We start from the raw sequence: 23,536 nt of genomic DNA, 5'->3' as shown, positions 1-23,536 counted from the left end.
TTCACCAGCAATGACCGACGAGAACACCCCTGTGACCACGCCCGAGGGTGACGCCCTGGCGATGCGTGTCGAGCCCGTCGGGCTCGAGACGGAGATGCAGCGCTCCTACCTCGACTACGCGATGTCCGTCATCGTGTCGCGTGCGCTGCCCGACGTCCGCGACGGCCTCAAGCCCGTGCACCGGCGCGTGCTGTACGCCATGTACGACGGCGGCTACCGCCCCGAGCGCGGCTTCTACAAGTGCGCCCGCGTCGTCGGCGACGTCATGGGCAACTACCACCCCCACGGCGACAGCTCCATCTACGACGCCCTGGTCCGCCTCGCCCAGCCCTGGTCGATGCGGATGCCGCTCGTCGACTCCAACGGCAACTTCGGCTCGCCGGGCAACGACCCGGCGGCGGCCATGCGCTACACCGAGTGCAAGATGGCGCCGCTGTCGATGGAGATGGTCCGGGACATCGACGAGGAGACCGTCGACTTCACGGACAACTACGACGGCCGCTCCCAGGAGCCCACCGTCCTGCCCGCCCGCTTCCCGAACCTGCTGATCAACGGCTCGGCGGGCATCGCGGTCGGCATGGCGACCAACATCCCGCCGCACAACCTGCGCGAGGTCGCGGCCGGCGCCCAGTGGTACCTGGACAACTACGAGGCCTCGCACGAGGAGCTGCTGGACGCGCTCATCGAGCGGATCAAGGGCCCCGACTTCCCGACGGGCGCCCTGGTCGTGGGCCGCAAGGGCATCGAGGAGGCCTACCGCACCGGCCGCGGCTCGATCACCATGCGCGCGGTCGTCGAGGTCGAGGAGATCCAGAACCGCCAGTGCCTGGTGGTCACGGAGCTGCCGTACCAGGTCAACCCGGACAACCTCGCCCAGAAGATCGCCGACCTGGTGAAGGACGGCAAGATCGGCGGCATCGCCGACGTCCGCGACGAGACGTCCTCCCGCACCGGCCAGCGCCTGGTCATCGTCCTCAAGCGGGACGCGGTCGCCAAGGTCGTCCTGAACAACCTGTACAAGCACACCGACCTGCAGACCAACTTCGGCGCCAACATGCTGGCCCTGGTCGACGGCGTGCCGCGCACCCTCTCCCTGGACGCGTTCATCCGCCACTGGGTGAACCACCAGATCGAGGTCATCGTCCGCCGTACGCGCTTCCGGCTGCGCAAGGCAGAGGAGCGGGCGCACATCCTGCGCGGCCTGCTCAAGGCCCTGGACGCCATCGACGAGGTCATCGCGCTGATCCGGCGCAGTGAGACCGTCGAGATCGCGCGCGGGGGCCTGATGGACCTCCTGGAGATCGACGACATCCAGGCCAACGCGATCCTCGAGATGCAGCTCCGCCGCCTGGCGGCCCTGGAGCGGCAGAAGATCGTCCGGGAGCACGACGAGCTCCAGGCGAAGATCAACGAGTACAACGAGATCCTCGCCTCCCCCGTCCGCCAGCGCGGCATCGTCAGCGAGGAGCTGACGGCGCTCGTCGAGAAGTACGGCGACGACCGCAAGACCAAGCTGATCCCGTACGAGGGCGACATGTCCATCGAGGACCTGATCGCCGAGGAGGACATCGTCGTCACGGTCACGCGTGGCGGGTACATCAAGCGCACCAAGACCGACGACTACCGGGCGCAGAAGCGCGGCGGCAAGGGCGTGCGCGGCACGAAGCTCAAGGAAGACGACATCGTCAACCACTTCTTCGTGTCCACCACGCACCACTGGCTGCTGTTCTTCACGAACAAGGGCCGCGTGTACCGGGCCAAGGCCTACGAGCTGCCGGACGCCGGCCGGGACGCGCGCGGCCAGCACGTGGCGAACCTGCTGGCCTTCCAGCCGGACGAGACGATCGCCCAGATCCGCGCGATCCGCGACTACGAGGCGACGCCCTACCTGGTCCTGGCCACCAAGGCCGGCCTGGTGAAGAAGACGCCGCTGAAGGACTACGACTCGCCGCGCTCGGGCGGTGTCATCGCCATCAACCTGCGGGAGCAGGCGGACGGAAGCGACGACGAGCTGATCGGGGCCGAACTGGTCTCGGCCGAGGACGATCTGCTGCTGATCAGCAAGAAGGCACAGTCGATCAGGTTCACCGCGTCGGACGACACGCTGCGGCCGATGGGACGTGCCACCTCGGGCGTCAAGGGCATGAGTTTCCGCGAAGGGGACGAGCTGCTCTCGATGAATGTTGTTCGAGCCGGTACGTTCGTGTTCACTGCCACCGACGGCGGTTACGCGAAGCGCACCTCCGTCGACGAGTACCGCGTCCAGGGTCGCGGCGGCCTCGGCATCAAGGCCGCCAAGATCGTCGAGGACCGCGGGTCGCTCGTGGGCGCGCTGGTGGTCGAGGAGAGCGACGAGATCCTCGCCATCACACTCTCGGGCGGTGTGATTCGTACGCGAGTCAGCGAGGTCAGGGAGACCGGCCGTGACACCATGGGCGTCCAACTGATCAATCTGGGCAAGCGCGATGCCGTCGTCGGCATCGCACGCAACGCCGAGGCGGGACGCGAGGCGGAGGAGGTCGACGGCGATGTGGCCGTCGACGAGACCGCCGAGGGTGCCGCGACCACCGGCACGGACGAGGGCGAGGCGCCCTCGGCCGAGTAACACGAGGAGAGAGTCATCGTGAGCGGAGCCACGGGCGCCGGATCGGCCGGTACCCCCACGGGTACGGAAACGGGCGGCGGCGGCCGTGGCTCCGCCGCGCGTGCGACGGATTCGCACACGACTCAACTGCGCAAGATCGACGACGGAGCGACCGACTCGCACTCGGGGAGCTCGTCCTCAACGCATGGATCCCAGGGGGGAACTGTGACGGACACCCGAGGCCAGCGGACCCGGCAGGCGGCCTCACCGCTGCCGGGGGAGCGGCAGCCGCAGCAGCCCGGCGGGCCCTACCACCCGCCGCAGGCCTACCAGACCCAGGGCGGCAACGCGTCCGCCGTGCGCCGCCCGCGCACCGGCGCCCGCACCACGCCCCGCGTCCGCAAGGCGCGCCTGCGGGTGTCGAAGGCCGACCCCTGGTCGGTGATGAAGGTCAGCTTCCTGCTCTCCATCGCCCTCGGCATCTGCACCATCGTCGCGTCCGCCGTGCTGTGGATGGTCATGGACGCCATGGGCGTCTTCTCCACGGTCGGCGGCACGATCGCCGAGGCCACCGGCTCCAACGAGTCCAACGGCTTCGACCTGCAGTCCTTCCTGTCGCTGCCCAACGTGCTGATGTTCACGACGATCATCGCGGTGATCGACGTCGTCCTCGCGACGGCCCTGGCGACCCTCGGCGCGTTCATCTACAACCTGTCCGCCGGCTTCGTCGGCGGGGTGGAACTGACCCTCGCCGAGGACGAGTGATCCGCGAGCCGATCGTGCTCGTCGGCCGCGCGACAACCGATTTTGGGACTGCCCGCCTCGTGCGCTAATCTTCAGGAGTCAGCGCGCGGGACACACACCGCAGAGCGCGGCGGGGCTATAGCTCAGTTGGTTAGAGCGCATCCCTGATAAGGATGAGGCCACAGGTTCAAATCCTGTTAGCCCCACAGCGGCAAAGCGCCAGGTAGAACGGCCGGTAGATCTCCAGGATCTACCGGCCGTCTACATTGGTTGATCTTGTTACCCCGCTACTACCCCGTAACTTGATCCGTGGGCCCCGGGACCTGCAACTTCCTGCTGTCGCGGAACCGGTTGCTCACCCTCTACTCTGTGCAGCAAGACGCCCCCTGCCGAATCTCGCGGCAGGGGGCGTCTCTGGTTCCGGTGCGGCATAGCCTCCCGAGCGAGCCGACCGGAGTCTGTGGGAGGGGCTTCAGCCCCAGCCGACGTCGCTCGCGGCATTGTCGGTCGGCGCCGGCGCGGCCTCGCCCTCTTCGGGCTCGGCCTGATCGCCGGTGCCGGTCGAGGCGACGCCCCAGCCGACATCCTGCGCCAGGGGGGTGGCGGGCGTGGCCGCGGCCGCGGCTGCTGGGGTGACAAGGGCGGCCAGGGCCAGCAGCGCGGAAGCGCCCACAAGTCGGAGACGTGGAGTCATGCTGACCTCATTTCGAACGCGCTTACGAATCTCTGTTACTGAACGTTAGAGTTGCATGCGAGATCGGTGAGGTCCAAGCGGCCAGCCGTACGGAAAACTGCATATGCAGAAATCCGCACGCGCAACAGGGGGCGAACGTGAGCGAGTTGGACACGGGCCAGCAGGACCCACTCACCCAGCACGACGTCGAGGCGTACCGGCGCATAGCCGAGACGCAGCAACCGCCCGACGGCTACGACGTCGCCCGCCTGATCGCCATGCGACTCGTCGACCCTGACCCCTACACGCCCGGCCGCTACATCCCACACGACCCGCGCGCAGCCGCCCAGAGCGTCACGGCAGCCGCCCTGCACGGACTCAGCACCATCGTGCAGCGGCTCAATCAGGTACCCGTCCTGGAGCGCCTGGCCGAAGACTTCGACCCACACCGCCTCTACGGCGGCCCGGGCTCCGAGTTCCTGGCCTCGGCCCCCCAGATGAACGCCCGCGTGGGCGAGGTCTGTGCGGCGGCCGCCACCGAGATCTGCTCGGTCCAGCCCGGCGAGCCAGCCGACCGTGACCCCGCCATCCTGCGCCTAGGCGTCGAGCGCACCCGCTCCGCCCTGCTCCGCGGCGTCCAGGTCCGGTCGCTCTACCACCGCAGTGCCCACGAGCACGGCCAAACCCGCGACTACGTGGCCGCCATGATGAAGGACGGTGCCGAGGTGCGTGCCTCCAGCGCGCCGGGGCCTCGGGTGATCCTCGTCGACCGGCAGCACCTGTTCATCGACAATCACGTGATCCCCGGGGCGGAAGGCAACTCCGGCTGGCACGTCTTCGACAGAGCGTCTGTCGCCTGGACGCGGTCCCTCTTCGACCTGTTCTGGCACCGGGCCACGCGGTGGCAAGACATCGGTGTCAACGCCTCGCCGCTGAGCGAGCGGCAGTGGCGCATCCTCCGGGAGCTGGCCGCCGGCTACTCCCAGCAGCAGGTCGGTCCGCGCATCGGCCTCAGCCGTCGGGCCGTGGACAAGGAGATCGCGTCCGCCCGCCAGGCGCTGAGCCTCCGTACGACGTTCCAGCTCATGGCCTGGTACGGAAGGACTCAGGGTGGCCGGGTCGAGTGAGGAGGTCACACCCACTCGTCTACATGCTGTAGATCAGCGGACGCGCTGGGTACAGTGCTGGTAGGGGAGGCGGACGTGTGCATTCCGTCCGCCTGAGGCACAGCCCCAGACAAGCCCGGCCGGGGTACTCGGGAGGTCTCCGGTCGGAAGGGCGACCCCCGCCGCGAGATTCGGCGGGGGTCGTCGGAGCGTAAAGGGATCGCCCCGCCCTCCAGTACGGAGGACGGGGCGATCGCGCTCAGCCGGGAGTGGCTGGCGCTCGCGGCGGCAGCGGAGGCACATCACGCTGCCGCCACCTTCTCCGACCAGCCTGCGGGCTCGGTCGGAGGTCTCATGGTTCTCTGTGGTGCATTCGACCACTATCAAGATCGCAGAAATTAGGGTCAACCCTAATCACATTTGATCATGGGCCGGGTGGGGTGGACGCGTGCCGCGCCCCACCCCACCCGATGACCGGGTCATCGCCCGCCGCCGCCAGGTCGGGGAACGCATCCGGCGCGTGCGCGAGCACCTGAACCTGAGTCAGCTGGACGTCTGCGGCAGGAGTGGCATCGACGTCGCCACGTACAGCCGCATCGAGCAGGGACACTCCTCGCCCAAGCTGGACACGCTGATCCGCATTGCCGACGCCATGGGCGTGGAGTTGGAGGAGCTGACGCGGCGCTGAGCGGCCCGCCCCCGACGGGGGAGGCGAGGAACGGGCCGCCCCGGTCACCGGCGCGACGGCGGCCCGAGGGCACGCCGGTGACAGCCGACCTGCTGGCGCCACGTCCGCCCTGTGACGCCAGCAGGAGTCAGGTGGGCGGGGATATGCCCAGCTCCTTCAGCAGCTGGTCGGCGCGCGCGGTCACGGCGATGTACGGCGGGTCGATGTACGCCCACTCGCACAGCCCCGGGTGGTGCGCGAAGATCGTGCACCCCGTGTCCATCGGGGTGCGTCTACCCAGGCAGCAGTCCAGGTCTGCAAGGCTCTGGTCCGGCGAGCCGTCGGTCCAGCACAGGAAGACGTTCGAGTCGGGGCGCGCGCCGGTGCGGAGGAACGCGGCGTGGAAGTCGTGGGCCACGTCCTCGATGAGGCACTGGAGGATGGTGTCCGACGTCCAGTCGATGCCGTCGCGGGGCGAGCCGATCGTCTCCGCGGCGGCCCGGGTGGCGGCGTGTACCTCGGTCGTGGCGGTGCATCGGTAGCCGCTCATTCGGCCTTCCTTTGATCGCAGGGTGAGCGGTCTGCCCTCGACGAGGGGTACGGAGGCGGGCCGCAGTGTCCGCTACCGGCGCGGCCGGCGTTTCTGCGCGTCGGGAGCGGAGTCTTCTGCGAGGGCGCGGGCGCGCAGGGTCGCAGCGTCGTACTTGTCGTAGCAGTCGCCCTCATGCCCGATGTGCCGCGTGCAGTGCAGGCCCCGTGGGCCGAACACCCGCCAGCAGTACCCGGCGGCGCGGGCGGCGGCGAGGCTGGAGTCGGACTGGCTCATCGGCGGCCTTCCCTCACGAGGCGGTACAGGACGCGCGCCGTCTCGCACACGACGGGCTCGCCGGGCGCCAGCTCCCTGCGGCAGTCGTCGCAGCCGGGCGCGTGATCGAGGAGACCGCGGTGCGCGCGGTACGCGCAGTCGGCGGCGTGGGTGCGGCAGGCGCGCAGGAACAGCCGCCCTTCGGACCCCACGTACTCGCCGAGGTCGACGGCCGTTTCAGCGGTGAGTCGCTCGGTGCCCCAGACGCAGACGGCGCCGCGGGCCTGGGCGGCGGTGAGACCGGAGGGTAGCGCGAGCACGGCGGCGACGGTGGGCGGAATGTCGAGAGTGGAAAGGGCCTCTGCCATCAGGGCAGAGCGGCCGGTACGGTGCATCCTGTCGACTCCTTCGCAGTCGGCCACGCCCCCGGACCGGTCGCACGGTCGCGGGGGTCTTCTCTGTCGAAGCTACTCCGCTTGTAACCTGTTGTCAGGTGACGTCACACGACGAGAAGCATTGTCGTATCGCTCCTACGGTCGAGATATGACCGTGGACCTGGACGGGCCCGACCCCCTGTACGAGCAGATCGCGACGGTGCTCACCGCGCGGATCGCCGACGGCACCTACCCGCCCCGCCGGCGCATCCCCTCGGAGGCGCAGATCGTGGACGAGTTCGGGGTGTCCCGGCCGACGGCTCGCGCCGCCGTGCAGCTGCTCGTCGACCGCGGCCTGGTCCGGACCGTGCGGGGCAAGGGCTCTTACGTGGTTGACGAGCCGCCCCGAGCATGACTCCGAGTGAGCGGCCCAGTCGGTAGCCTCCCGACATGGACGACGCCGCCGCGCAGCAGCCGTACATCGACCCCGACTCCGACCACGACGATCGGCCAGTGTGCGGGATCTGCCCCAGCCTGCGCTTCCCGCGCGACGCCTTCGTCATCTACGACCGGCCAACCTGGGAGGCACCGTTCGACCCGGACGACGGCCGCCGGTACACCGCCGACGGGACGCCTGCCTGCGTGCACCCGCACAAGATCGGGCTGGAGCCAGACCGGCAGGCTCCGCCTCCGAAGCCGCTGGAGGCGGAGCCTGCGGACCAGTCGGCTACGCCGCGGCGTAGTCGATGGTGGAGGCCATCCCGCGCTCGGTGATCCCGATCGACGCGTACTTCTCGTCGAGGACCTGGCGGCGGCGCTCGGCCTCCGGCTCGTCGATCCAGTACCGCTCGTCGACCGGCCCGAACGTGGCGCGGTACGCCTGGTGCGTGTAGTCGCCGAGCCGCCACCCGCGGCCGGCCTCGTGCTCGCGGACCGTGCTGTGCACGAACAGGCGGCCCGTCCGCTGCTGCACCCGGGACAGGGCGGTGAACTGGGCGCACAGCGCGTGCACCGCGGTGTCGACCGGCACCGGGACCGGCAGCTCGGCCGCCAGCTCGTCGCCGTCGGTCATCTCGTACACCGCGCTCTTCAGCGCCATGACGCGCAGGGCGTCGTCGATGAGCGGCGGGGCGTCGCGCTCGACGTTGTACTCGGGGATGAGGACCTGGCCGTAGTCGTCGGTCCAGTCGCTGCTGTACTTCTTGCAGCCGTCGAGGACGGCGGGCATCTCCGGGTCCTCCATCCACGCGGTGTGGATCTCGCGGGCCCGCTCGGCGACCGTCTCCGGCGCGGGACGAGTCAGGGTGATGGCCACTGCTACCTCCGTTGGGGGTTGCTGGTGACCGTCATGGTGGGCTGGCGGTTGGGACGGTTGTACTGACAGATGGGGTCCGTTTGGGACGCCACGCGCTACCGTCCGAAGTGGCCCAAACGTCCCCGGGGGTGACCTTGCATCAGGAGCTGCAGCGCGCTATCGAGACGGCCGGATTATCCCGGTCTCGGCTGGCCCGTAGAGTCGGGGTGAGCGTCAAGACCGTGGATCGCTGGGTATCTGACCCGAGTCGCGTCCCGCATCCACGGACGCGGGACGAGGTGGCGATCGTGTTGGGAGTGGACGCAGACATGCTGTGGCCCAAGGCCGTCAGGGACCGGCTGAAGACCGGCGGGGACCTCGAAGTCATCCAGACGTACCCGTACCGGTCCGCCTGCCCGTCGACCGTCTGGACGGAGCTGATCGAGGACGCTTCCGAGGAGCTGCTCTTCGCCGGGTACACCAACTACTTCCTGTGGACCCAGGTCCCCGCATTCTCGGCGACGCTGCGGCAGAAGGCGGCGTCCGGGTGCCGGGTGCGGTTCCTGCTCGGCGACCCCGCCGGCGACGTCACCAGGCAGCGTGAGGCCATCGAGGGCGTCGCCCTCACCGTGTCCACGCGCATCCACATGTCCCTGGAGGAGCTGGCCAAGCTGGCCGACATCCCGCAGATCGAGGTGCGGTACTCGGCCGCCGAGGACGCCATGAACCACGTGAGCCTGAGCGTCTTCCGCTTCGACGACCAGGCGCTCATCACGCCCCACCTGGCGCGCGTCGTCGGCCACGACTCCCCGCTGATGCACGTGCGGCGTCGCGGGCAGGGCGGGCTGTTCGACCGGTTCTCCGAGCACGCTGAAGAGCTGTGGAGCCGAGGGGTGCCGGCCTCAAGCGCCACTGCTCCCCAGACATGACGAAGCGGCCCCGCCCTCCCAGTTGGGAGAGCGGGGCCGCGGTCATCGGGCGAAGAGGGCAAGGGCACCGGTCGCTGCGCCAGCCACGCCGGTCAGCGCGGCGATGGTCGGCAGGGGCCAGCGTCCGCGCTCCAGGGCGCGGAGGCGGGTCTCGTGGTCGGCGACGTCCTTGCCGAGGTCTGTGAGGCCCTGCCCGATGCCGTCCAGCTTGGTCTCTACTCGGGTCAGGCCGTCGCTCAGGGATCTCAGCTCCGTGTACATCTGCGCGGGCGGGATGTAGACGCCCGGGTCCTGCGGTGTCACTACACCCCCTTGGCAAGGGAGGCGCTGTTGGTGACGTCGCGCCAGCGGGCCACCAACCCCTTGCCGAGGGCGAGGACGGCGCCGACCCCGCCCGCTCCGGCGGCGTACCACATGCTGCCGTCCAGCGGAGTGGTGACGACGACGCCGCCGATGAAGCTCTGGAGGAAGGTGGACAGGACGCGCTCCAGGAGGTCGCGGCCGTAGGTGCTCGCGGTCTTCACGACGGTCTCACCGTCGAAGTGCAGCTCAGGCATGGGTCAGGACTCCTTCTGGGCGAGGGCGTCGACGGCCTTGCGGAGGGCCCGCAGCTCGTCGCGGATGGTGATGACCGCGTTGTAGATGGAGCGGATGTAGCTGGACAGTGACCACTTCGGGTTCTTCTTGACGTCCGGCGCGAACTCCGGGGCCGCGATGTTGTCCCTGTACAGGACTGCGTCGCCGATCTCGGCCTTGCTGTAGCCCGCCATGGGGTCCTCCTGCTTGCTGTTGGTCGGGGTCTTGCCGTGGAGGCGGGCGGCGACCCGGGCGCGCATCGACGCCATGGTGAAGCCGCGCGGGTCGACCTTTCCGGGCTGCCACTCCAGGTGGCCGATGACGGACCGCTCGTCCCAGCCGTGGTGGCGGCAGATTGCGGCGGCCGCCCGCTCGATCGCGAGGAGCTGGGCGGCGGGCCAGGGGTCCTTGCCGTCGCCGAGGTTCTCGCACTCGAAGCCGTAGAAGTGCCGGTTGCCGTCGGTGTCGGCCTCGTTGTCCGGGGGCAGCGCCTTCTCGGCGATGACGGCGCGGAGCACGTCGCCGTCGCCGAGGCCGGCGTGGTTGGCGCGGCCGTAGCCGACGACGTGGACGTGGCCCTGCTTGCAGATCACGCCGTGGCACAGCGGGCCGGGCAGGCTGGCGTAGCCCTTTCGGCAGATGTCCACGGTGCTGTCGTGGCCGCGGGTCACGGTGTGGTGGATCATCACCCCGTGGACGGGGCCCCACGCGCCCTTGTGGTTCCGGTTGTGCTCCGACGGCGGTCGGCCGCCCGTCTTCTCTTCGATGACGGTCAGACCCTCGGCACGCAGGGCGGCGAGGAACTTGCCGTAGGACATGGGCTCAGCCACGGGTTACTCCTTCGGTTGCCACCCGTGGCGCCAGCCACGGTGGTCGTGCTTGCAGCAGCCGCAGACCGCGCAGCGGCAGTCGTCCACGGAGGCCTCCGGATGAGAAAGGCCCCGGGCCAGGGTCGGCGCGGGGCGTGCGGGCGGACGGGCGGGGGCTACGCGGGCTCGTACAGGACCCAGCCGACGACCGAGGTGTCCGTGTTGCTGCTGGACGTGATCGTGAAGCTGGTGCCCGCGACCTTGGTGGTGGACAGGTGGCCGAGCGTGCCGCCTGCCGCCTGCCGGAAGGTGGCCACGCGGGTGTTCGCGGTCACGCTGGTGTTGGCCACGGTCACGGTCCCGGCGGCCAGCGTGGCGATGCCCATGCGGGCGTTGGCGCCCTCCTTGATGGCGATGCCGCCGCCCGCGCTGCCCAGGTTGAGGGCCTTCGCGGAGGCGTCCCAGATGTTCCACACGCCGCCGGACTGGCCGGACGCGGCGGCCAGGTAGCCGGCTACGTCGAGGTTGCCGGCCACGTCGGTAGGTCCGGCGAAGGCGTCGACCGGGGCGTTGCTCGGGCCGGTGCGTTCGCCGATGTTGAGGCCTCGGCGCAGTACTGCGTTGCCGCCGCCGTCGGACCAGCCGGCGGTGTCGCCGTGCAGGAATCCGGAGCTGACGCTGACGTAGGCGCAGTCCGTGAAACGCGCCCCGTACTGAGGCGAGTTCGCCTGACTGCCGTCGTCGTCCACTCCCACATACGAGGTGAGCAGGCCGACGACGACAGGCATGGTCGCGCCGTTGACGGCGAATCCCGCGAAGCCGCCCCCACCGGCCCCGTTGTTGCGGCCGTCCCGCCTGGTCTCGATGTTCTCGAACTGCAGGGGCGCGTTGCCGACCGCGTCGACCAGGAACCCATTGCGTCCGTTGCGGTCGGTCGAGCAGCTGCCGAAGAGCATGCCGCCCGATCCGGTACCGACGGCCCAGTCCCCGGTCAGGTGGAACCCGTCGCCGACGCACCACTCGGCGCGGCACCCGATCGCGTGCGAGTTGGCCGCGTTGGCGATCTCGAAACCCGATGCCCCGCAGCCGATGGCCTGGCAGTCCATGAGGCTGATGTCGGTCATGACCTCGAACGCGAATCCGTGCCAGCCCACGTTGTCGACCATTACCCTGGTCAGCCGCCAGCTGTACGGGAATTTCCCCGCGTTGGCCTCGGTGTGGACGCCGGCGCCAGTCACCCGACGAATCGTCACGTCGACCAGCTGCACGTTCTGAATGTTGCCTCGGGCCCGAACCCCATCGACGCCTGGAATCGCCAGGTCCGATCCGTCGATCATCACCTTCACGATGCGGTGCTCGGCCGAGATCGTCGAGTAACCCCCGTCGATCTCGTCCAGGAACGAGATCACCGCGGTGCCCTCGAAGGACGGCAGCGGCTTGATGTAGCACGGGGGATCGAACAGCCCGGGCACCGTCATCAAGTTGGCGCGCGTGGACGTGAACGTGACGCCGGGCGGGATAGAGAGCGTCGAGCTGGTGCGGTACGGGCGCCCGGGCGCGTAGACGGTTCCGCCCATCGGACACGCGTCGAGCGCGGCCTGCAGCGCCAGGGTGTCGTCAGTGTTGCCGTCTCCCTGGGCGCCGTAGTCCAGCACGTTGAGCCAGTCGCGTACTGAGCCGGGGGTGACCTCCACATTGTCCGCGTCGCGGGCCTTCATCCAGACCCGACTCGCGCCGCCGGCGCTGGCCCACAGGATCGTCACACCGTCCGGTCCCTGGAAGGAGGGCAGCAGCCCGTAGTCGTCCGCGACGATCTCCGTGACTGCCGCGCCGCCGGCATTCAAGAGGTCGGTGTACTGCGTGCCCCCATCGGCGGAGGAGTAGAAGGTGACGACGGCGCCGGGGGCCACGCCCCACAGGCCGTCCCTCGGCTGTACGAGGTAGTCGGCGATGCCCCCGCCGAAGGTGTAGCGCGCCATCAGTTGACCGTCCACGTCATCGTCGTCGCCTTCAGATCGTCCAGGTGCCGGATGTCCACGTGCTGTGTGAGCCAGAGCTGCCCGCCGCGCTTGTTGCCCCGGGGGTAGATCGTCAGCCGCGCCATGCTCGCGGTGGTGGCGTGGGTGACGTAGACGTTCCAGTACTGGTACCGGGTGTGGGGCAGGTAGGCCTCGGGGATCAGCACCGGCAGCTGGCTCTCCGACGCCGCAGCGAGGGTGCTCCCGTTCCGCGTCCACCCACCGATGCGCAGCCACACAGCGCCGCCTCGCTGTTCCAGCACCGAGTCGCCGGCGTTGACCCAGCTGACGTTGTTCAGCTTCTGCAGGACGACCTCGCCGCTGTCCTGAGAGACGAGGCGCCACGTCTTGCCGTCCCAGAGCACCAGGCGCTTCGTGTCGGTCTCGAAGGCCATCTCGCCGAGCCGCGGGGCCGGGTTGCGGGTGGCGGACGTGCAGGGCCTGATCCGTGTCCCGACGTACAGCTCGGCGCGGGTGACGGTGACCGAGGAGGCGCCGCCGAGGATGCGGGCCTGCGCGAGCGGGATCTCGTAGACGCCGGTGTTCCCGGTCTGCTGTTTGAGGGCAGGTGCTCCAGAGCCGGGGGTGCCACCGACGACGGCCACGCGGACCCTCCAGTCGGAGCGGTCCAGGCGCAGCACGATCCAGTCGATGCGGGTCTGGCTGGAGATGTTCGCCGCCAGGGGCACGCTGAATGGCGTGCTCCCGGAGTACCAGCCGTGCCCCCGTACCGAGGCGGCCACGTCCGCGCGGACGTTGACGGACAGACCGGTGCCGGCCGTGACGACCTGCGTGTCCGTGGGGTCGCCGTAGATCCCGTCGTCGGAGAACCGGCTGGCGAGCAGCTCGTGCTCGTCGTCGGTCACCTGCCTGTTGTTGTGCCCGGCGTTGGGATAGGACTCCTCAGCCACTGGTCACCCCCTCCCTTCGAGTTGCCCCAGCCGATAGGCCAGGTCGCGCACGGTCCACACCATGCGCGTCAGCGTGGTCTTGTCCGAGTTGCCGATGACGGTGGTCACCAGCTCGCCCGAGTTCGGCTCGGCGATGAGCCCGATGGACTGCACGACGTCGGCGATCTCCAGCCCGGTCGGCAGCACCACCGAGACCAGGTCGCCGAGGCCGTAGTCACGGCCCGCCCGCAGGTCTTCGGTGTCGACCGCTACGGTCGCGAGGCTGGCCTGCGGGTTGTCGTTGCCGAGAGCGAGCACCCCGTCTTGGGTCAGCTCGCCGTCGAAGTTGGTCTTGCCTCGCGACTGCACCAGCTTCTCGACCCGGTACCAGTCGGCTTGGGCGCCCGACATGACCTCGGTGTACTCGCGGTGATTGGGCGGGTCCCCCGCTGGTACCTGCTGGGCAGGGTCCTCTCCGCCCATCACCAGCTCGGACGTGGCCAGCGGCGCCGACAGCGTGAACTCGACCCGGCGGAGGTTCCCGAGGCCCGCCGAGAACCTGGCCGTGGCCGTGCGGTCGGTCGGCTGATACACCCCGAACCGGATCTCGTCACCGACCTGCCGGGTGCGGAAGCCGAGCCCGTCGGGGACCGCGAGTGTGCGGCACGCGTCGAGCAGCGGCTCCAGCCTGGTGCTGAGGGTGCGGGTTGTGCCGACCCCGGCTACCGCGTCGAGGACCAGGCGCTCGATGCGCCGCTCGGCCAGCGCGGTGGGCCCGCAGGTCAGCGACACCAGCTCGCGGATGACCGCTTCCGAGTTGGCGGTGCGGGTCCACATCTGGTCTCGCTCTGTGACCTGGAAGGGGAAATGGACGCCGGGGTGCGGGTAGGTGAGGTATCCGGCGATCCGGCCCAGGTCATCGGTCCAGCGAGCCGTGACCGTGCCGACGCCGGCGTTCTCCTCCAGGTCCCAGACGTAAGGGTCCTGCGGCGCCTCAAGCGGGCCCGCGCACCAGATCCCTCCGTCGCGCATGAGCACCATGCGGTTGCCGGGCTGCAGAAGCTCCATGACCTCGGGCCGCGCGGGCAGCACCACACTGCCCGACGCCGGCGCCCGGTAGTTGAGGTCGCAGGAGAGCTTGCTCCAGCCCACGATGGGGTCGCCGAGGAAGTCCAGGTTGCGGTCTGTGACGAGGAGCTGGATGGCCATCGGCTCACCTCCTCGTCATGCCGTCTCGTAGCGCGGGTGGAAGGTGAGGTCGACTGCCGACCCAGCGGCGGCCCCGTTGAGCTGGAAGACGACGGGAGTCTCGCCAGGCGGCAGCGACCAGAGAACGGCCTCAGGCCAGTTCAGCCCGGACACGAGGTTCTCCCCGGTGCCGGAGCGGGCCCGCGGCGGATCAGTGGAGATCGTCACGGTCTGCCCGGCGAGCAGGGCACCGTGAGCGGTGGCCTGCATGTCGAGGGTGAAGGCGTCGCCGGTGTCCTCGCGGGAAAAGGCGATGGACGTCGCCGGGCCGGTGATATGCCACTCCGGCCACACGTCCACGTCGCCAGGGTTCATGACGGTCGTCGCGCCGAGCACCTGCGAGCTGGAGACGCTCGGGTACGGGGCCAGGTAGTCGACGCCGGTCCCGGTCTCCCGGTGCACGCTGACTGGCTGGACGTCCTCCCAGTACGGGTTTTCGCACCACAGGGTGACGACCGCGCTGTCCCAGGTGATGCCCGTCGCGGTCTGCCCACGACCGTCCCAGCCCTGGCTGTAGTAGACGGCGATCCGCCGGCCGGAGCCGTCCGGCCGGGCGACCTCCAGCCAGCCCGGGCCCTCCCTCAGCGTCCGCGTGAACGCCCGGGCCAGGTCCCGCCAGTTCTTCACGAAGACCAGGTGATCGGCGCCCCTCACCAGGAGGGGCCACACGATCGTCCGGGCCTGCGGCTGGACGTGCCGCAGGCGGGACCCGCCCCGCGGGTGCGGGTCCGCCGTCAGCTCGTAGGGCGCCGCCCCCAGACCGGACACGCCCTCGGCGAGCGTGTACCAGTCAGCCGACAGGTCGGTCATCGGCCACCGATGCCCGGTCGGGTCCACGTAGGTGATCGACGCGAAACCGATCTCCGGGATCTCTACAGGCGGCGTCTCCGGAACCTCCGGCGTGATGACCGGCGCGGTGATGATGGGCATCTACCAAGGCCTCCCCACACGCATGCGCGCCTCCTCCTCGCGGGTGATCAGCTCCAGGTCCCTGGCGTCGATCACGGACTTCCGGGGCTGCACGATGTACGTCACCGACGGCCGGTCCGCTCCAGCCGTCGGCGCCGCCGGCTGCGCAGCGGGCAGGCCTGGCGAAGCCGCGGCCCGCCCCGCCGGGACGGTCACCGCGAGCAGAGCCTTCGGGTCCAACGTCATGCTGTTGAGCGCGTCGAACAGGGGCTGGCCGTAGAAGTCGACGGCCGCGGCCCGGGTCACGTACTCGCCGGTGGATCCCCACATCAGGATGTCGTCGGAGGTCGGCGTGCCGGGCCCCTGCAGTCGGCCGCCATCGGGGAAGCCGGGGATGGGCCCGCCGGACGCCCGACGGAGCAGGCCGCCCTGCGCGAAGCCGTTCATCTTGGCGTCCGCGCGCGCTCCGGCACCCTCGATACCGATGGTGCGGTAGCGGGCCGTGATCGTGACCTGCTTGCTCTTCACCTTGGCGATGGCGTCCGCGATGGCCTTGGCTGTCGAGCTGGCCCGGTCCTTCGCGGACACCGTCACGGTCGTGCCCCGCAGAGCGCCGATCGCCCGGTCCACCGCGTCGATGCTGTCGAGGGCCTGGCCGTTCTTCGTGTAGACCTCCGTCCGCCCGTCCGGCAGCCGCCGCGTCACCAGGCCGACTTCCTCCAGCGCAGCGATCGCCGCGGCGTTCAGCGTGTCCACGGTGACCGTGTGCGAGCCCGGCGTCGCCATGATCTCCGCCTGCACGGACTGGAGCCCGGAGATGGCGTTCTCTTTCTCCACCTGGACCGTGGTCGAGATGCTCTCCGGTGTCCCCAGCAGGGTGTTGACGTAGTCGCGGGCCTCCTCCTTGGTGCCGAAGGTGGCCTCTGCCAGGGTCATCATCTTCTCGCGGAGCTTCTCCGACTTCTCCGTCATCGACCCCATCGACTCGCCAGCGGCGAGGCCGGCCGCCAGCATCTCGTCGTGCGCTTTCGCGGCGCCCGACATGGCCTGCGCGTTCTGGCGGCCCTTCTCGGTGTTCAGGTCCAGCGTGTTGCCGTTCTCCGAGAACGACTTGGTGAGCGCGTCTAGGCCCGCCTCGAACTGGATCTCCGCGTCATAGGCCGACCTGTGGGCGTCGTTGAGGGCGAGGATGCTGGCGCGCAGTCCGTCGGCAGACTGCTTCTGGGCGTCGAGTTCTGCCTGCACGTCGCGGGCCTGGTCGCCGAAGATGCCCATGCTGGCGGCGGCCAGTTCCTGTTCCAGGGCCTGGGCCGCCAGCGCGTCGTTGTAGGCGTCGAGCTTGCCCCGCAGGCCGTCGGTGTTCTGCCCCTGCGCCTCCAGCTGCTCGATGGTGCGCGCGAGCGCCTCGGCGGCCATGTCGGCGTTGCCGCTGGACACCATGCTCGCCAGGGCCTCGTCGAACGCGTTGAGATCTTCCTTCGCGTTCTTGATCGGGGTGGAGTCCATGCCGAAGAAGCTGACGATGGACTGCTGGACCTGGTCGAGACCCTCCGGGTCGACCACCTTCTGCAGGGCGTCGCCGAGGCCGGACAGATCGCCGCCGTACACGCGCATGGCCTCGCCGCTCACCTTGCCCGAGTGCGCGAGCTCGGTGAGCGACGTCGACAGCGCGTCCACGTCCGGCTTGGGCTTCTGGCTCCCGGCCGAGAGAGCGTCCAGAGTGATCAGCAGCAACCCCAGGCCGGTGCCCGCAACCGCGAGCTTCGCGGTCCGGGACAGACCCGTGATCGCGGCGCCCGCACCGGCGAGTGCTCCGGGCGTCCCCGCGGCCGCCACGCGCATGGCGCCGATCTGGGTCCCGAGCGCGGCCACGGCGGCGCTCGCCGCGGCCCCGCCGGCTGCCGCCAGACGTACCGCCTTGATAGCGATGGCCAGCTGGAGGATCGTGGCGATGGCCTCGGGCGGGACCGCGCTGACGATGCTGGTCAGTACGTTGACGACGTCGAGCATGCCGACACCGACCTCAGCCCCTGCGTCCAGGACGTGGAAGAGGGCCTCGCCGATGTTCTCCAGCGTGTCCCAGACGACCGGGCCCTGCTCCTGTGCCCAGTCGAAGAACTGCGCGACGCCGCCGCCGTCGTACTCGCCGCTCTGGATCTTGGCGAGGAAGACCGTCAGCCGGTCGATGCCGGTGTCGAGGGTGTTCGTCGCGAAGTCAGTGAAACGGCTGTTCATCGCGTCGAAGCCCGGCGTCGTGATGGCTCCGCCGACGAGGTTGAGCAGCCGATCGAACTGGCCACTGGCGCCCTTGACCAGGCCCGTGGTCTCGGGCAGCAGGGCGTTGGCGATGGCGACGCCCTTATTGAAGGGCGCCATGACGTCGCCGCTGAGACTGTCGGACCACTCGTCGTAGCCGTCCTTCAGGAGCCCCACCGCGACGGCGGCCTCCCGCGTCTCCGGTGTCAGCGAGGCCAGCTGCCGCTCGTACTCCAGGGCCGCCTGCCCAGCCTCCGCACTGCCCGCCCCCGACGTGCGCAGCGCCTCGTCCAGCTTGTCCTGCGCGTCGGCTGCTTCGGTGATCTTCCCGATCTGCGGCCCGAGCGCGAGCGCGTAGACGCCGGCCGCCACGGCGCCCGCCCCGAGTTGCGCGGCGACGGCGGCCGCGCTGCTCGCCAGCCCGGCCGCCGCCGGGATCGCGGCCGGCAGGAGGCTGATCAGGTTCGCCTTGATCGACTCGCCGAGCTTGCCCGTCGCGTCGGACAGGTCGGCCATGCGGCGGTGGACCTGGCCGGTAGTGTCGTCGACCCGGCGCTCGGCGTCCGCGACACTGATCAGGCGGCCTTCCAGGTCACGCAGGTTGCCGTCGGCGTCGGCGGTGATCCCGGCCAGCCGCAGCCGCAGCCGGTCCGCGTGATCGGCGGTGCCGTCCAGGACACGGGACAGCTCGTCTCGGCCGGCCAGGGTGAAGGTCAGGCGCTCCGCCACGGTTCACCCCCTCAGTGTCGAGACGTGCCGGTCCAGCCAGGCGACCAGGCGCAGGAAGCGGGTGACGGTCAGCCGGTCGATCTCGGAGGGCTGCATGTGCAGGTAGTGCATCAGCAGCGGCTCGTACTCCTGGATCAGTGCTGCGATTCCTGGCGGCGGCGTACCAGGTGGCCTTTTCCCAGCCCATCCAGCGCCACGTCCACATCAGCCGGGTCCTGGGCGAGCTTCCGCAGGTGCGGGATCAGGAGGTCGATGCCGGTGTCCTCGGCCTTGGTGCTGATGGCCTGGAGCATCGTGTTGTTCAGCGCGTCCTCGATCTCCGCCCGAGTGATCCGGGCCTTCAGCCGTCGCCGCCAGCCGGGCACGTCGAAGTCCTCGAACTTCAGGTCTACCTGCTCCCTCCGACGGAAGATCCAGATGACGGCCCGCAGCGCGGTGGGGTCCTGCAGGTTCAGCAGGGCCTCGATGCGCTGCCACTGATCGCCGCCCATGGCGGTCTCGATGTCCGCTGCCTCGCGCGCCGTCAGGTCGTCGGTCGACAGCTCTTCCACGGTGCCGTCGTCCTGCTTGTACGAGATGATCACGGGTCTGTTCCTCTTCTTACGTCAGGTCCCGGCGCACGTCGCCAAGGATCCGCTGGACTTCGGCCTGCATGCGCGGTGTGCCGGCTGCCACGGTCTTCGACCACCAGCCCGACGGCCGCGCGTACTGGCTGGACCACCTCTTGCGGTTACCGAAAACGGGGTGCCTGAGGCGGCCGTCCTGGATCTGCCACGGCACGTTCCCGGCCTTGGGCTCCAGCTGGGACTTGTCGATCCACACACGGGCGCCAGGAGCGGCCCCGGACCGGACGCTGATCCGGATGCCGCCGGCGAGCATCTGCCGGAAGGGCCGCGTGGTCGGGGAGGGGCCGCCCCTCTTCCCTGCCTTGCGGCCCTCCGAGACGAGCGGCTGGTTGCGGATCGCCTTCTGCAAGTCCTTGTGCAGCGGCTCGGCGGCCCGCCGGATGCGGCGGCTGAAGTTCTGCCGCAGCCGGGGGCCACCAGCGGCCCGCATCTTGCGGGACAGCGTGAGCAGTTGGCCAGTGCCGAGGATCTGAACGCTGCCCGCCACGACTAGGCCCCCGCTGCGGCCGGGATGTCGACGTTCTCGGCAGGCTCCGACGTGATCGCGAAGGAGCACATGATCTGCGCGGCCTGGTCCAGCTCCCTGATCTTGGTCTGGGCGGTGACGGTCACCGGATAGACGTCCATGGGCTGGCCGGGCACGTCGCCCTCGTCCATCCACACGATGAAGCCGGGGGTCTCGCGGGTCAGCAGGGTACGAACGTCGTCGCCGGTCTTGGACGCGTAGAACGTGAGGCTGGAGTCGGAGGCGGTGATCTCACCGCCCACGACGGGCGTGAACCGGCTCCCCAGCGCGGGGGTGGGCACAGTGCCGGAGGTGGTCTGCCACCCGGACATCGCCCCGGTCTCCGCCTCCAGCGCCGTACCGGCATCCAGCTCCGCGCGCGTCGGCGCGGCCTTGTTCGCGATCGTCGGCACCCACAGAACGCGGGTCACACCACGCCGGTAGTACCGGGTCGACGCCTGAATCGAAGTCGCCGCCATATCAGCTCTCTCCCGTCTCGCGCCGGCGGCGGCCCTTCGCCGCGGCCATCTGCTCTGCCACCGGCCAGCCGTCGTCGTCGACGACGACCCAGCCGGCCCGTTTGTAGTGCTTCACCGAAATCTCCTGGACCTCGATGCCCTGCTCGATGCCGTCATGGCGCATCCGCACCGCCACCGCGGGCTCCTCTCTACGTGAAGCCACGACCGGCCACCGTCAGCAGCAGCACGGCCTGGACCCCTCGATCGGTCTGGTCCTGCGTCAGCCGGGTCGCCCCGATCCCGGCCTGCAGCGAGGACAGACCCAGCGACGGGTCCGCCCGCAGCCAGGCGTCCACACGGCCGCCGATCTCGTACGCCCGGGCCCGGGCCGCTGCCACGTCCGTGTCACCGCGCTGGGCGATCGCGGCCACCGTGACCTGCCACTCCTCCTCGCGCCCGGCCCCCAGATCGGTCCAGCCGCTCGCTGACTGGGAAGCCTCGAAATCACCGGTCGGATCGCCGTCAAACCCGACGATCAGCCAGTCCAGGTCGGCATCGCCCGTCACCTCGGGGCCGTCTGCCACCCGCACGTCGTGCAGCTCCTTGTCGGCCTTGCCGAGCGCGACCAGCCGCGCGATGACCTCCGGTACTCGCGACACGATCTACGCCACCCCCGGGGGAAGCCGATCGGCCTCCAGCAGCTGGAGCGCTCGGTTCGGTACGGCATAGCCCAGCCCCGGGATGGGGTCGCTCAGGTCCTGGCCGCCGCCGGCCAGCCCGCCGCGGTTGCCGCGCTGGGTCAGCCAGAGGTGTTCGAGGATGATCCGGGCCCCGGCGAGAATGTTCTCCGGGATGACCGTCCGCCCGGCCCGGTAGGTGAAGCGGAGACGCCCGGTCAGGCGGCCGCCGTCCAGCCGGATCACCTCGCCGGTGTCGCGGTCCACGTGGAGGCTGTCCACGGCATAGGTGACGCCTCCCGTCAGGACGGATTCGACGGCCGTCACAGTGAGCACCGGGGTCCGGTGCAGCACGACCGCCCGCGCGTCCCGCGCCGCGTGCTCCTCAGTGAAGGAGCGGGCGACGACGGGGCCGGTGAAGTACTCCACGGCCCGGGTTGTCGCGCTGTTCCAGAACCGCAGCTCGCCGTCGTCCTTGGTGCTGACGAGGTTCAGGTGATCCCGCGCGTCGTGCAGCGAAAGGATCGTCGGCGGCGCCTCCTCCTGGACGTCGAAGACGTCGGTGTAGGCGGCGGCCGGCTCGGTCCACACCCAGCGCGCCGAGTGGCGGCCGGGCGTCGTGGTGACGTAGTCGGCCCGGTACTTGCCCGCCGTGTCCGGGTCCTCGGTGACGGCCGGGGTGACGGTCATCCCGTCCGGCAGGGTGACCGTCACGACGGCCGTCGCCGCCGAGGCGAGCGTGCCGTCCGGGTCCCGGCATTCCCCGGTCAGGCGCACCGTCGCGCCGAGATCGAATGGCATCGCTCACCCCTTACTTGCTGGAGCCGCGGCCGCGCCTCGGCGTCGGCTTGCTGTCGCCGTTGTCCTTCGTGACGGGCGTCGGCGGGGTGAGGTCCCGGGGCTGGCCCGGGTCGGCCGTCGCCTGCTCCACCCGCGGCCGCCGCGCGGCGAGGTGGGCGTCGATGGACTCGAAGGAGGCCTCGCGGCCCTTCACGATCGGGTCGTCGTCGGGGACCAGCTGGCCGGTCTTGACGACGCGCGGCCGGCCGTCCACGTAGGCGGAGAAGGCCCGCTTGCACCGTAGTGCCATGGTTCGTTCCTCTCTGGGCATGCCGCGGGCCCCACCCCGGAGTCGTGAGGTGGGGCCCGCAAGCGAAGGCCTCGTCAGACGGCGGTCGCGACGTTGAGCATCCGGAACGCGCTGTCCAGGACGGAGTCGGCGCCGACGCGGTACCAGGCGTACCAACCGCGCTGGCCCTTCGGCCGCTGGTTCGCCCCCATGAGGTGCGGGATGAACTCGACGGACATGCCGATGCGGTCGGCGATGACGTAGTGCTGGAAGTCGCCGAAGACCATGATCCGGTTGTCGCCGGCCACCGCCGGGTCGAACCCGGAGGCCATGTCCTCCGCCTCCAGCGCGGGCTTGCCGATGAGGTTCGGCGGCAGGTCCTCGCCGAGCTGGACCCACAGGTCGGCGCCGCCGGACGTGTCGAACTGACGGGTGAGGTTGTAGATGTGCCGGTTGGCCAGCCAGGCGGCGTTGCGCCGATGGCGGGCGGGCAGGGCCCCGTCCAGGGCGTAGAGGTCCGCCGAGGCGAACGTCTCCGGCGTCGTCGGCGCGATCTCCGACGCGGTCCCGGCGAGCGCGGTAACGATGCCGGTCGGCTGCTTCACCCCGGTACCGTTCACGAACGCCTCGGCCTCCAGGTCGTCCTTGCCTGCGGCGAGGAGGCGGCCGACCTCCTGGGTGACGTTCTCGGCGTCGTCCATCGCCTCGAAGGAGATCGGGACGAAGCCGTCGGCCTTGTAGACCGGGACCTCGGGGCCGTTGAAGGCGGGGGCGTTGTCCCCGGCCTCGGATGCCTCGTCGGCCCACCGCCACTGGACGGCGCCGGCGGACACACCGTGCCAGACGTCGCCGGTGGCGACGACGGACCGGGCTCGCAGACGGATGTCGTTCTTGGAGCCGTCGCTCGCGAGGATGACGGTCGGGTCGAGCTGGAAGGGCACCAGGTAGCCGCCCTGGTTGTCCGTCAGGCTCATGGCCCGCTCCAGGGCCCGCTGCTCCTCCGGGGACACCATGTGCCCCTTGCCGGCGGCCAGCTTGGACCAGGCTCGCAGGTACTCCGGCGAGCTGGTGGCCAGGACCATGCGGGCGATCGTGCCGCGCTTGTCGTCGAACTGCTCGATGATCGACGTGGCCGCGCCCCGGATGCGGTCCGTGGCGGCGGACATCTTCTCCACCGCGGACAGGGCGCGCTGCCGCATCTCGAAGCCGACCTCGTCCGGGGAGCGGCCGAAGGTGCGCATCTCGCCGAGGTCCCACGGGTTGCGGAACCGGCGGTCCTCCACGCTGTCGGGGTTGAGGATCGGGTCGGAGTCGTAGGCGTTGCCGCTGATCGACGTCCCCGGCTGGATGGCGGTCGCGGCCGGGCGGCGGCCGCCACCGGACGGGGCGGCGCCGCGGATGCGCTCCAGCGCGGCGGTCCGCTCCAGCTGGCGCCGGTGGGAATCCACCTCGGCAAACTCGCGGGTCAGCTCGTCGAAGGACTGCTCGTCCTCGGCGGTGAGCGTCTCCAGTCCTTCGAGACGCTCCAGCTCGGCCTGGATGTCCTGCAGGCGGATGACGGCCTGCGGGTGGCTCAGCTGTACGGGCATT

At 70.1% G+C, this 23,536-nt stretch carries 28 protein-coding genes and 1 tRNA gene; 8 read left to right on the top strand and 21 right to left on the bottom strand.

The features are described 5' to 3' along the window. Nucleotides 1–10: 10 nt before the first annotated feature. The 3 genes from gyrA (at nucleotide 11) to IG88_RS0114380 (ending at nucleotide 3,534) form a co-directional block, all read left to right on the top strand. On the top strand, nucleotides 11–2,605 hold the full coding sequence (gene gyrA, locus IG88_RS0114390; protein ID WP_031039962.1) for a DNA gyrase subunit A: 2,595 nt from the start codon (nucleotides 11–13) through the stop codon (nucleotides 2,603–2,605). Nucleotides 2,606–2,623: 18 nt separating this feature from the next. Further along, a complete protein-coding gene (locus IG88_RS0114385) occupies nucleotides 2,624–3,349 on the top strand; it encodes a DUF3566 domain-containing protein (RefSeq protein WP_078861494.1) in 726 nt (241 codons plus the stop codon). A 111-nt stretch (nucleotides 3,350–3,460) separates the two neighbouring features. Beyond that, a tRNA-Ile gene (locus tag IG88_RS0114380) sits at nucleotides 3,461–3,534 on the top strand. A 266-nt stretch (nucleotides 3,535–3,800) separates the two neighbouring features. On the opposite strand, the gene IG88_RS0114375 is transcribed toward IG88_RS0114380, so the two are convergent. Then, a complete protein-coding gene (locus IG88_RS0114375; protein WP_158853939.1) occupies nucleotides 3,801–4,022 on the bottom strand; it encodes a hypothetical protein in 222 nt (73 codons plus the stop codon). Between the two features lie 137 nt (nucleotides 4,023–4,159). Here IG88_RS0114375 and IG88_RS0114370 point away from each other — a divergent pair, with 137 nt between their 5' ends. Both IG88_RS0114370 and IG88_RS0114365 read left to right on the top strand, forming a co-directional pair. After that, complete coding sequence (locus tag IG88_RS0114370; RefSeq protein WP_158853936.1) at nucleotides 4,160–5,128, top strand: hypothetical protein; 969 nt, start codon at nucleotides 4,160–4,162, stop codon at nucleotides 5,126–5,128. Nucleotides 5,129–5,555: 427 nt separating this feature from the next. After that, complete coding sequence (locus IG88_RS0114365; RefSeq protein ID WP_031039954.1) at nucleotides 5,556–5,795, top strand: helix-turn-helix domain-containing protein; 240 nt, start codon at nucleotides 5,556–5,558, stop codon at nucleotides 5,793–5,795. 127 nt (nucleotides 5,796–5,922) lie between these two features. Here the strand turns inward: IG88_RS0114365 and IG88_RS0114360 are convergent, their stop codons facing one another. From IG88_RS0114360 to IG88_RS0114350, 3 genes are all read right to left on the bottom strand, one after another. Further along, complete coding sequence (locus IG88_RS0114360; protein ID WP_031039952.1) at nucleotides 5,923–6,324, bottom strand: hypothetical protein; 402 nt, start codon at nucleotides 6,322–6,324, stop codon at nucleotides 5,923–5,925. 72 nt (nucleotides 6,325–6,396) lie between these two features. Beyond that, nucleotides 6,397–6,600 carry a hypothetical protein gene (locus tag IG88_RS0114355; protein ID WP_031039949.1) on the bottom strand — a complete coding sequence of 68 codons (204 nt, stop codon included), beginning with the start codon at nucleotides 6,598–6,600 and terminating at the stop codon, nucleotides 6,397–6,399. Next, on the bottom strand, nucleotides 6,597–6,947 hold the full coding sequence (locus IG88_RS0114350; RefSeq protein ID WP_031039946.1) for a hypothetical protein: 351 nt from the start codon (nucleotides 6,945–6,947) through the stop codon (nucleotides 6,597–6,599). Before IG88_RS0114350 ends, IG88_RS0114355 begins: the two co-directional genes overlap by 4 nt. 175 nt (nucleotides 6,948–7,122) lie before the next feature. Between IG88_RS0114350 and IG88_RS0114345 the strand changes: the two genes are divergently transcribed. Continuing rightward, entirely contained in the window at nucleotides 7,123–7,368 is a 246-nt protein-coding gene (locus tag IG88_RS0114345; RefSeq protein WP_031039942.1) for a GntR family transcriptional regulator, read from the top strand. A 35-nt stretch (nucleotides 7,369–7,403) separates the two neighbouring features. Further along, a complete protein-coding gene (locus IG88_RS41180; protein ID WP_078861493.1) occupies nucleotides 7,404–7,727 on the top strand; it encodes a hypothetical protein in 324 nt (107 codons plus the stop codon). Here the strand turns inward: IG88_RS41180 and IG88_RS0114340 are convergent. Beyond that, nucleotides 7,681–8,268, bottom strand: coding sequence for a hypothetical protein (locus IG88_RS0114340; protein ID WP_037835894.1), 588 nt, complete (start codon nucleotides 8,266–8,268; stop codon nucleotides 7,681–7,683). The two genes, IG88_RS41180 and IG88_RS0114340, sit on opposite strands and share 47 nt — an antisense overlap. Nucleotides 8,269–8,576: 308 nt before the next feature. On the opposite strand from IG88_RS0114340, the gene IG88_RS0114335 reads away from it, so the two are divergent. Further along, nucleotides 8,577–9,176, top strand: coding sequence for a DUF5919 domain-containing protein (locus IG88_RS0114335; RefSeq protein ID WP_031039935.1), 600 nt, complete (start codon nucleotides 8,577–8,579; stop codon nucleotides 9,174–9,176). Nucleotides 9,177–9,218: 42 nt separating this feature from the next. On the opposite strand, the gene IG88_RS0114330 is transcribed toward IG88_RS0114335, so the two are convergent. The 16 genes from IG88_RS0114330 to IG88_RS0114250 all read right to left on the bottom strand — a co-directional run bounded on the left by IG88_RS0114330 (nucleotide 9,219) and on the right by IG88_RS0114250 (nucleotide 23,535). Further along, a complete protein-coding gene (locus IG88_RS0114330) occupies nucleotides 9,219–9,479 on the bottom strand; it encodes a hypothetical protein (RefSeq protein ID WP_031039933.1) in 261 nt (86 codons plus the stop codon). Next, nucleotides 9,479–9,733 carry a hypothetical protein gene (locus tag IG88_RS0114325; RefSeq protein WP_031039932.1) on the bottom strand — a complete coding sequence of 85 codons (255 nt, stop codon included), beginning with the start codon at nucleotides 9,731–9,733 and terminating at the stop codon, nucleotides 9,479–9,481. The genes IG88_RS0114330 and IG88_RS0114325 overlap by 1 nt, the downstream gene beginning before the upstream one ends. Before the next feature lie 3 nt (nucleotides 9,734–9,736). Then, nucleotides 9,737–10,582 carry an N-acetylmuramoyl-L-alanine amidase gene (locus IG88_RS38680; RefSeq protein ID WP_234332146.1) on the bottom strand — a complete coding sequence of 282 codons (846 nt, stop codon included), beginning with the start codon at nucleotides 10,580–10,582 and terminating at the stop codon, nucleotides 9,737–9,739. Between the two features lie 155 nt (nucleotides 10,583–10,737). Further along, a complete protein-coding gene (locus tag IG88_RS0114315; protein WP_031039929.1) occupies nucleotides 10,738–12,540 on the bottom strand; it encodes a glycosyl hydrolase family 28-related protein in 1,803 nt (600 codons plus the stop codon). Then, on the bottom strand, nucleotides 12,540–13,490 hold the full coding sequence (locus tag IG88_RS0114310; RefSeq protein ID WP_031039920.1) for a hypothetical protein: 951 nt from the start codon (nucleotides 13,488–13,490) through the stop codon (nucleotides 12,540–12,542). The genes IG88_RS0114315 and IG88_RS0114310 overlap by 1 nt, the downstream gene beginning before the upstream one ends. Nucleotides 13,491–13,493: 3 nt before the next feature. Continuing rightward, nucleotides 13,494–14,678, bottom strand: coding sequence for a Gp37-like protein (locus IG88_RS0114305; protein WP_031039917.1), 1,185 nt, complete (start codon nucleotides 14,676–14,678; stop codon nucleotides 13,494–13,496). Nucleotides 14,679–14,693: 15 nt separating this feature from the next. After that, on the bottom strand, nucleotides 14,694–15,647 hold the full coding sequence (locus IG88_RS0114300) for a phage tail family protein (RefSeq protein WP_031039915.1): 954 nt from the start codon (nucleotides 15,645–15,647) through the stop codon (nucleotides 14,694–14,696). Beyond that, nucleotides 15,648–18,611, bottom strand: coding sequence for a hypothetical protein (locus IG88_RS0114295; RefSeq protein WP_051851907.1), 2,964 nt, complete (start codon nucleotides 18,609–18,611; stop codon nucleotides 15,648–15,650). It lies immediately after the preceding gene. 134 nt (nucleotides 18,612–18,745) lie between these two features. Then, entirely contained in the window at nucleotides 18,746–19,195 is a 450-nt protein-coding gene (locus IG88_RS0114285) for a hypothetical protein (RefSeq protein ID WP_031039909.1), read from the bottom strand. Nucleotides 19,196–19,211: 16 nt separating this feature from the next. Further along, nucleotides 19,212–19,724, bottom strand: a complete 513-nt coding sequence (locus IG88_RS0114280; RefSeq protein ID WP_031039908.1) for a hypothetical protein — start codon at nucleotides 19,722–19,724, stop codon at nucleotides 19,212–19,214. Between the two features lie 2 nt (nucleotides 19,725–19,726). Next, entirely contained in the window at nucleotides 19,727–20,173 is a 447-nt protein-coding gene (locus tag IG88_RS0114275; protein WP_199807452.1) for a hypothetical protein, read from the bottom strand. A 49-nt stretch (nucleotides 20,174–20,222) separates the two neighbouring features. Further along, nucleotides 20,223–20,423, bottom strand: a complete 201-nt coding sequence (locus IG88_RS43370) for a hypothetical protein (RefSeq protein ID WP_158853933.1) — start codon at nucleotides 20,421–20,423, stop codon at nucleotides 20,223–20,225. Further along, on the bottom strand, nucleotides 20,410–20,859 hold the full coding sequence (locus IG88_RS0114265; protein ID WP_031039902.1) for a hypothetical protein: 450 nt from the start codon (nucleotides 20,857–20,859) through the stop codon (nucleotides 20,410–20,412). The genes IG88_RS43370 and IG88_RS0114265 overlap by 14 nt, the downstream gene beginning before the upstream one ends. A 3-nt stretch (nucleotides 20,860–20,862) precedes the next feature. Beyond that, nucleotides 20,863–21,678 (bottom strand): hypothetical protein, encoded by an 816-nt coding sequence (locus IG88_RS0114260; RefSeq protein ID WP_031039899.1) that lies wholly within the window; start codon nucleotides 21,676–21,678, stop codon nucleotides 20,863–20,865. A gap of 10 nt (nucleotides 21,679–21,688) precedes the next feature. After that, a complete protein-coding gene (locus tag IG88_RS38675; RefSeq protein WP_037835890.1) occupies nucleotides 21,689–21,967 on the bottom strand; it encodes a hypothetical protein in 279 nt (92 codons plus the stop codon). Between the two features lie 74 nt (nucleotides 21,968–22,041). Continuing rightward, nucleotides 22,042–23,535 carry a phage major capsid protein gene (locus tag IG88_RS0114250; protein WP_031039893.1) on the bottom strand — a complete coding sequence of 498 codons (1,494 nt, stop codon included), beginning with the start codon at nucleotides 23,533–23,535 and terminating at the stop codon, nucleotides 22,042–22,044. Nucleotide 23,536: the final 1 nt, after the last annotated feature.

The organism is Streptomyces sp. NRRL F-5650, from assembly GCF_000721365.1.
Lineage (GTDB): Bacteria > Actinomycetota > Actinomycetes > Streptomycetales > Streptomycetaceae > Streptomyces > Streptomyces ardesiacus.
This window is presented reverse-complemented; position numbering and strand designations above follow the sequence as displayed.

What these genes read in the sequence shown, in the direction of transcription:
- gyrA (WP_031039962.1), top strand. Translation starts at nt 11, where the DNA reads ATGACCGACGAGAACACCCCTGTGACCACGCCCGAGGGTGACGCCCTG.
- IG88_RS0114375 (WP_158853939.1), bottom strand. Translation starts at nt 4,022, where the DNA reads ATGACTCCACGTCTCCGACTTGTGGGCGCTTCCGCGCTGCTGGCCCTG.
- IG88_RS0114360 (WP_031039952.1), bottom strand. Translation starts at nt 6,324, where the DNA reads ATGAGCGGCTACCGATGCACCGCCACGACCGAGGTACACGCCGCCACC.
- IG88_RS0114355 (WP_031039949.1), bottom strand. Translation starts at nt 6,600, where the DNA reads ATGAGCCAGTCCGACTCCAGCCTCGCCGCCGCCCGCGCCGCCGGGTAC.
- IG88_RS0114350 (WP_031039946.1), bottom strand. Translation starts at nt 6,947, where the DNA reads ATGGCAGAGGCCCTTTCCACTCTCGACATTCCGCCCACCGTCGCCGCC.
- IG88_RS0114345 (WP_031039942.1), top strand. Translation starts at nt 7,123, where the DNA reads ATGACCGTGGACCTGGACGGGCCCGACCCCCTGTACGAGCAGATCGCG.
- IG88_RS41180 (WP_078861493.1), top strand. Translation starts at nt 7,404, where the DNA reads ATGGACGACGCCGCCGCGCAGCAGCCGTACATCGACCCCGACTCCGAC.
- IG88_RS0114335 (WP_031039935.1), top strand. Translation starts at nt 8,577, where the DNA reads ATGCTGTGGCCCAAGGCCGTCAGGGACCGGCTGAAGACCGGCGGGGAC.
- IG88_RS0114325 (WP_031039932.1), bottom strand. Translation starts at nt 9,733, where the DNA reads ATGCCTGAGCTGCACTTCGACGGTGAGACCGTCGTGAAGACCGCGAGC.
- IG88_RS0114315 (WP_031039929.1), bottom strand. Translation starts at nt 12,540, where the DNA reads ATGGCGCGCTACACCTTCGGCGGGGGCATCGCCGACTACCTCGTACAG.
- IG88_RS0114305 (WP_031039917.1), bottom strand. Translation starts at nt 14,678, where the DNA reads ATGGCCATCCAGCTCCTCGTCACAGACCGCAACCTGGACTTCCTCGGC.
- IG88_RS0114300 (WP_031039915.1), bottom strand. Translation starts at nt 15,647, where the DNA reads ATGCCCATCATCACCGCGCCGGTCATCACGCCGGAGGTTCCGGAGACG.
- IG88_RS0114260 (WP_031039899.1), bottom strand. Translation starts at nt 21,678, where the DNA reads ATGCCATTCGATCTCGGCGCGACGGTGCGCCTGACCGGGGAATGCCGG.
- IG88_RS38675 (WP_037835890.1), bottom strand. Translation starts at nt 21,967, where the DNA reads ATGGCACTACGGTGCAAGCGGGCCTTCTCCGCCTACGTGGACGGCCGG.
- IG88_RS0114250 (WP_031039893.1), bottom strand. Translation starts at nt 23,535, where the DNA reads ATGCCCGTACAGCTGAGCCACCCGCAGGCCGTCATCCGCCTGCAGGAC.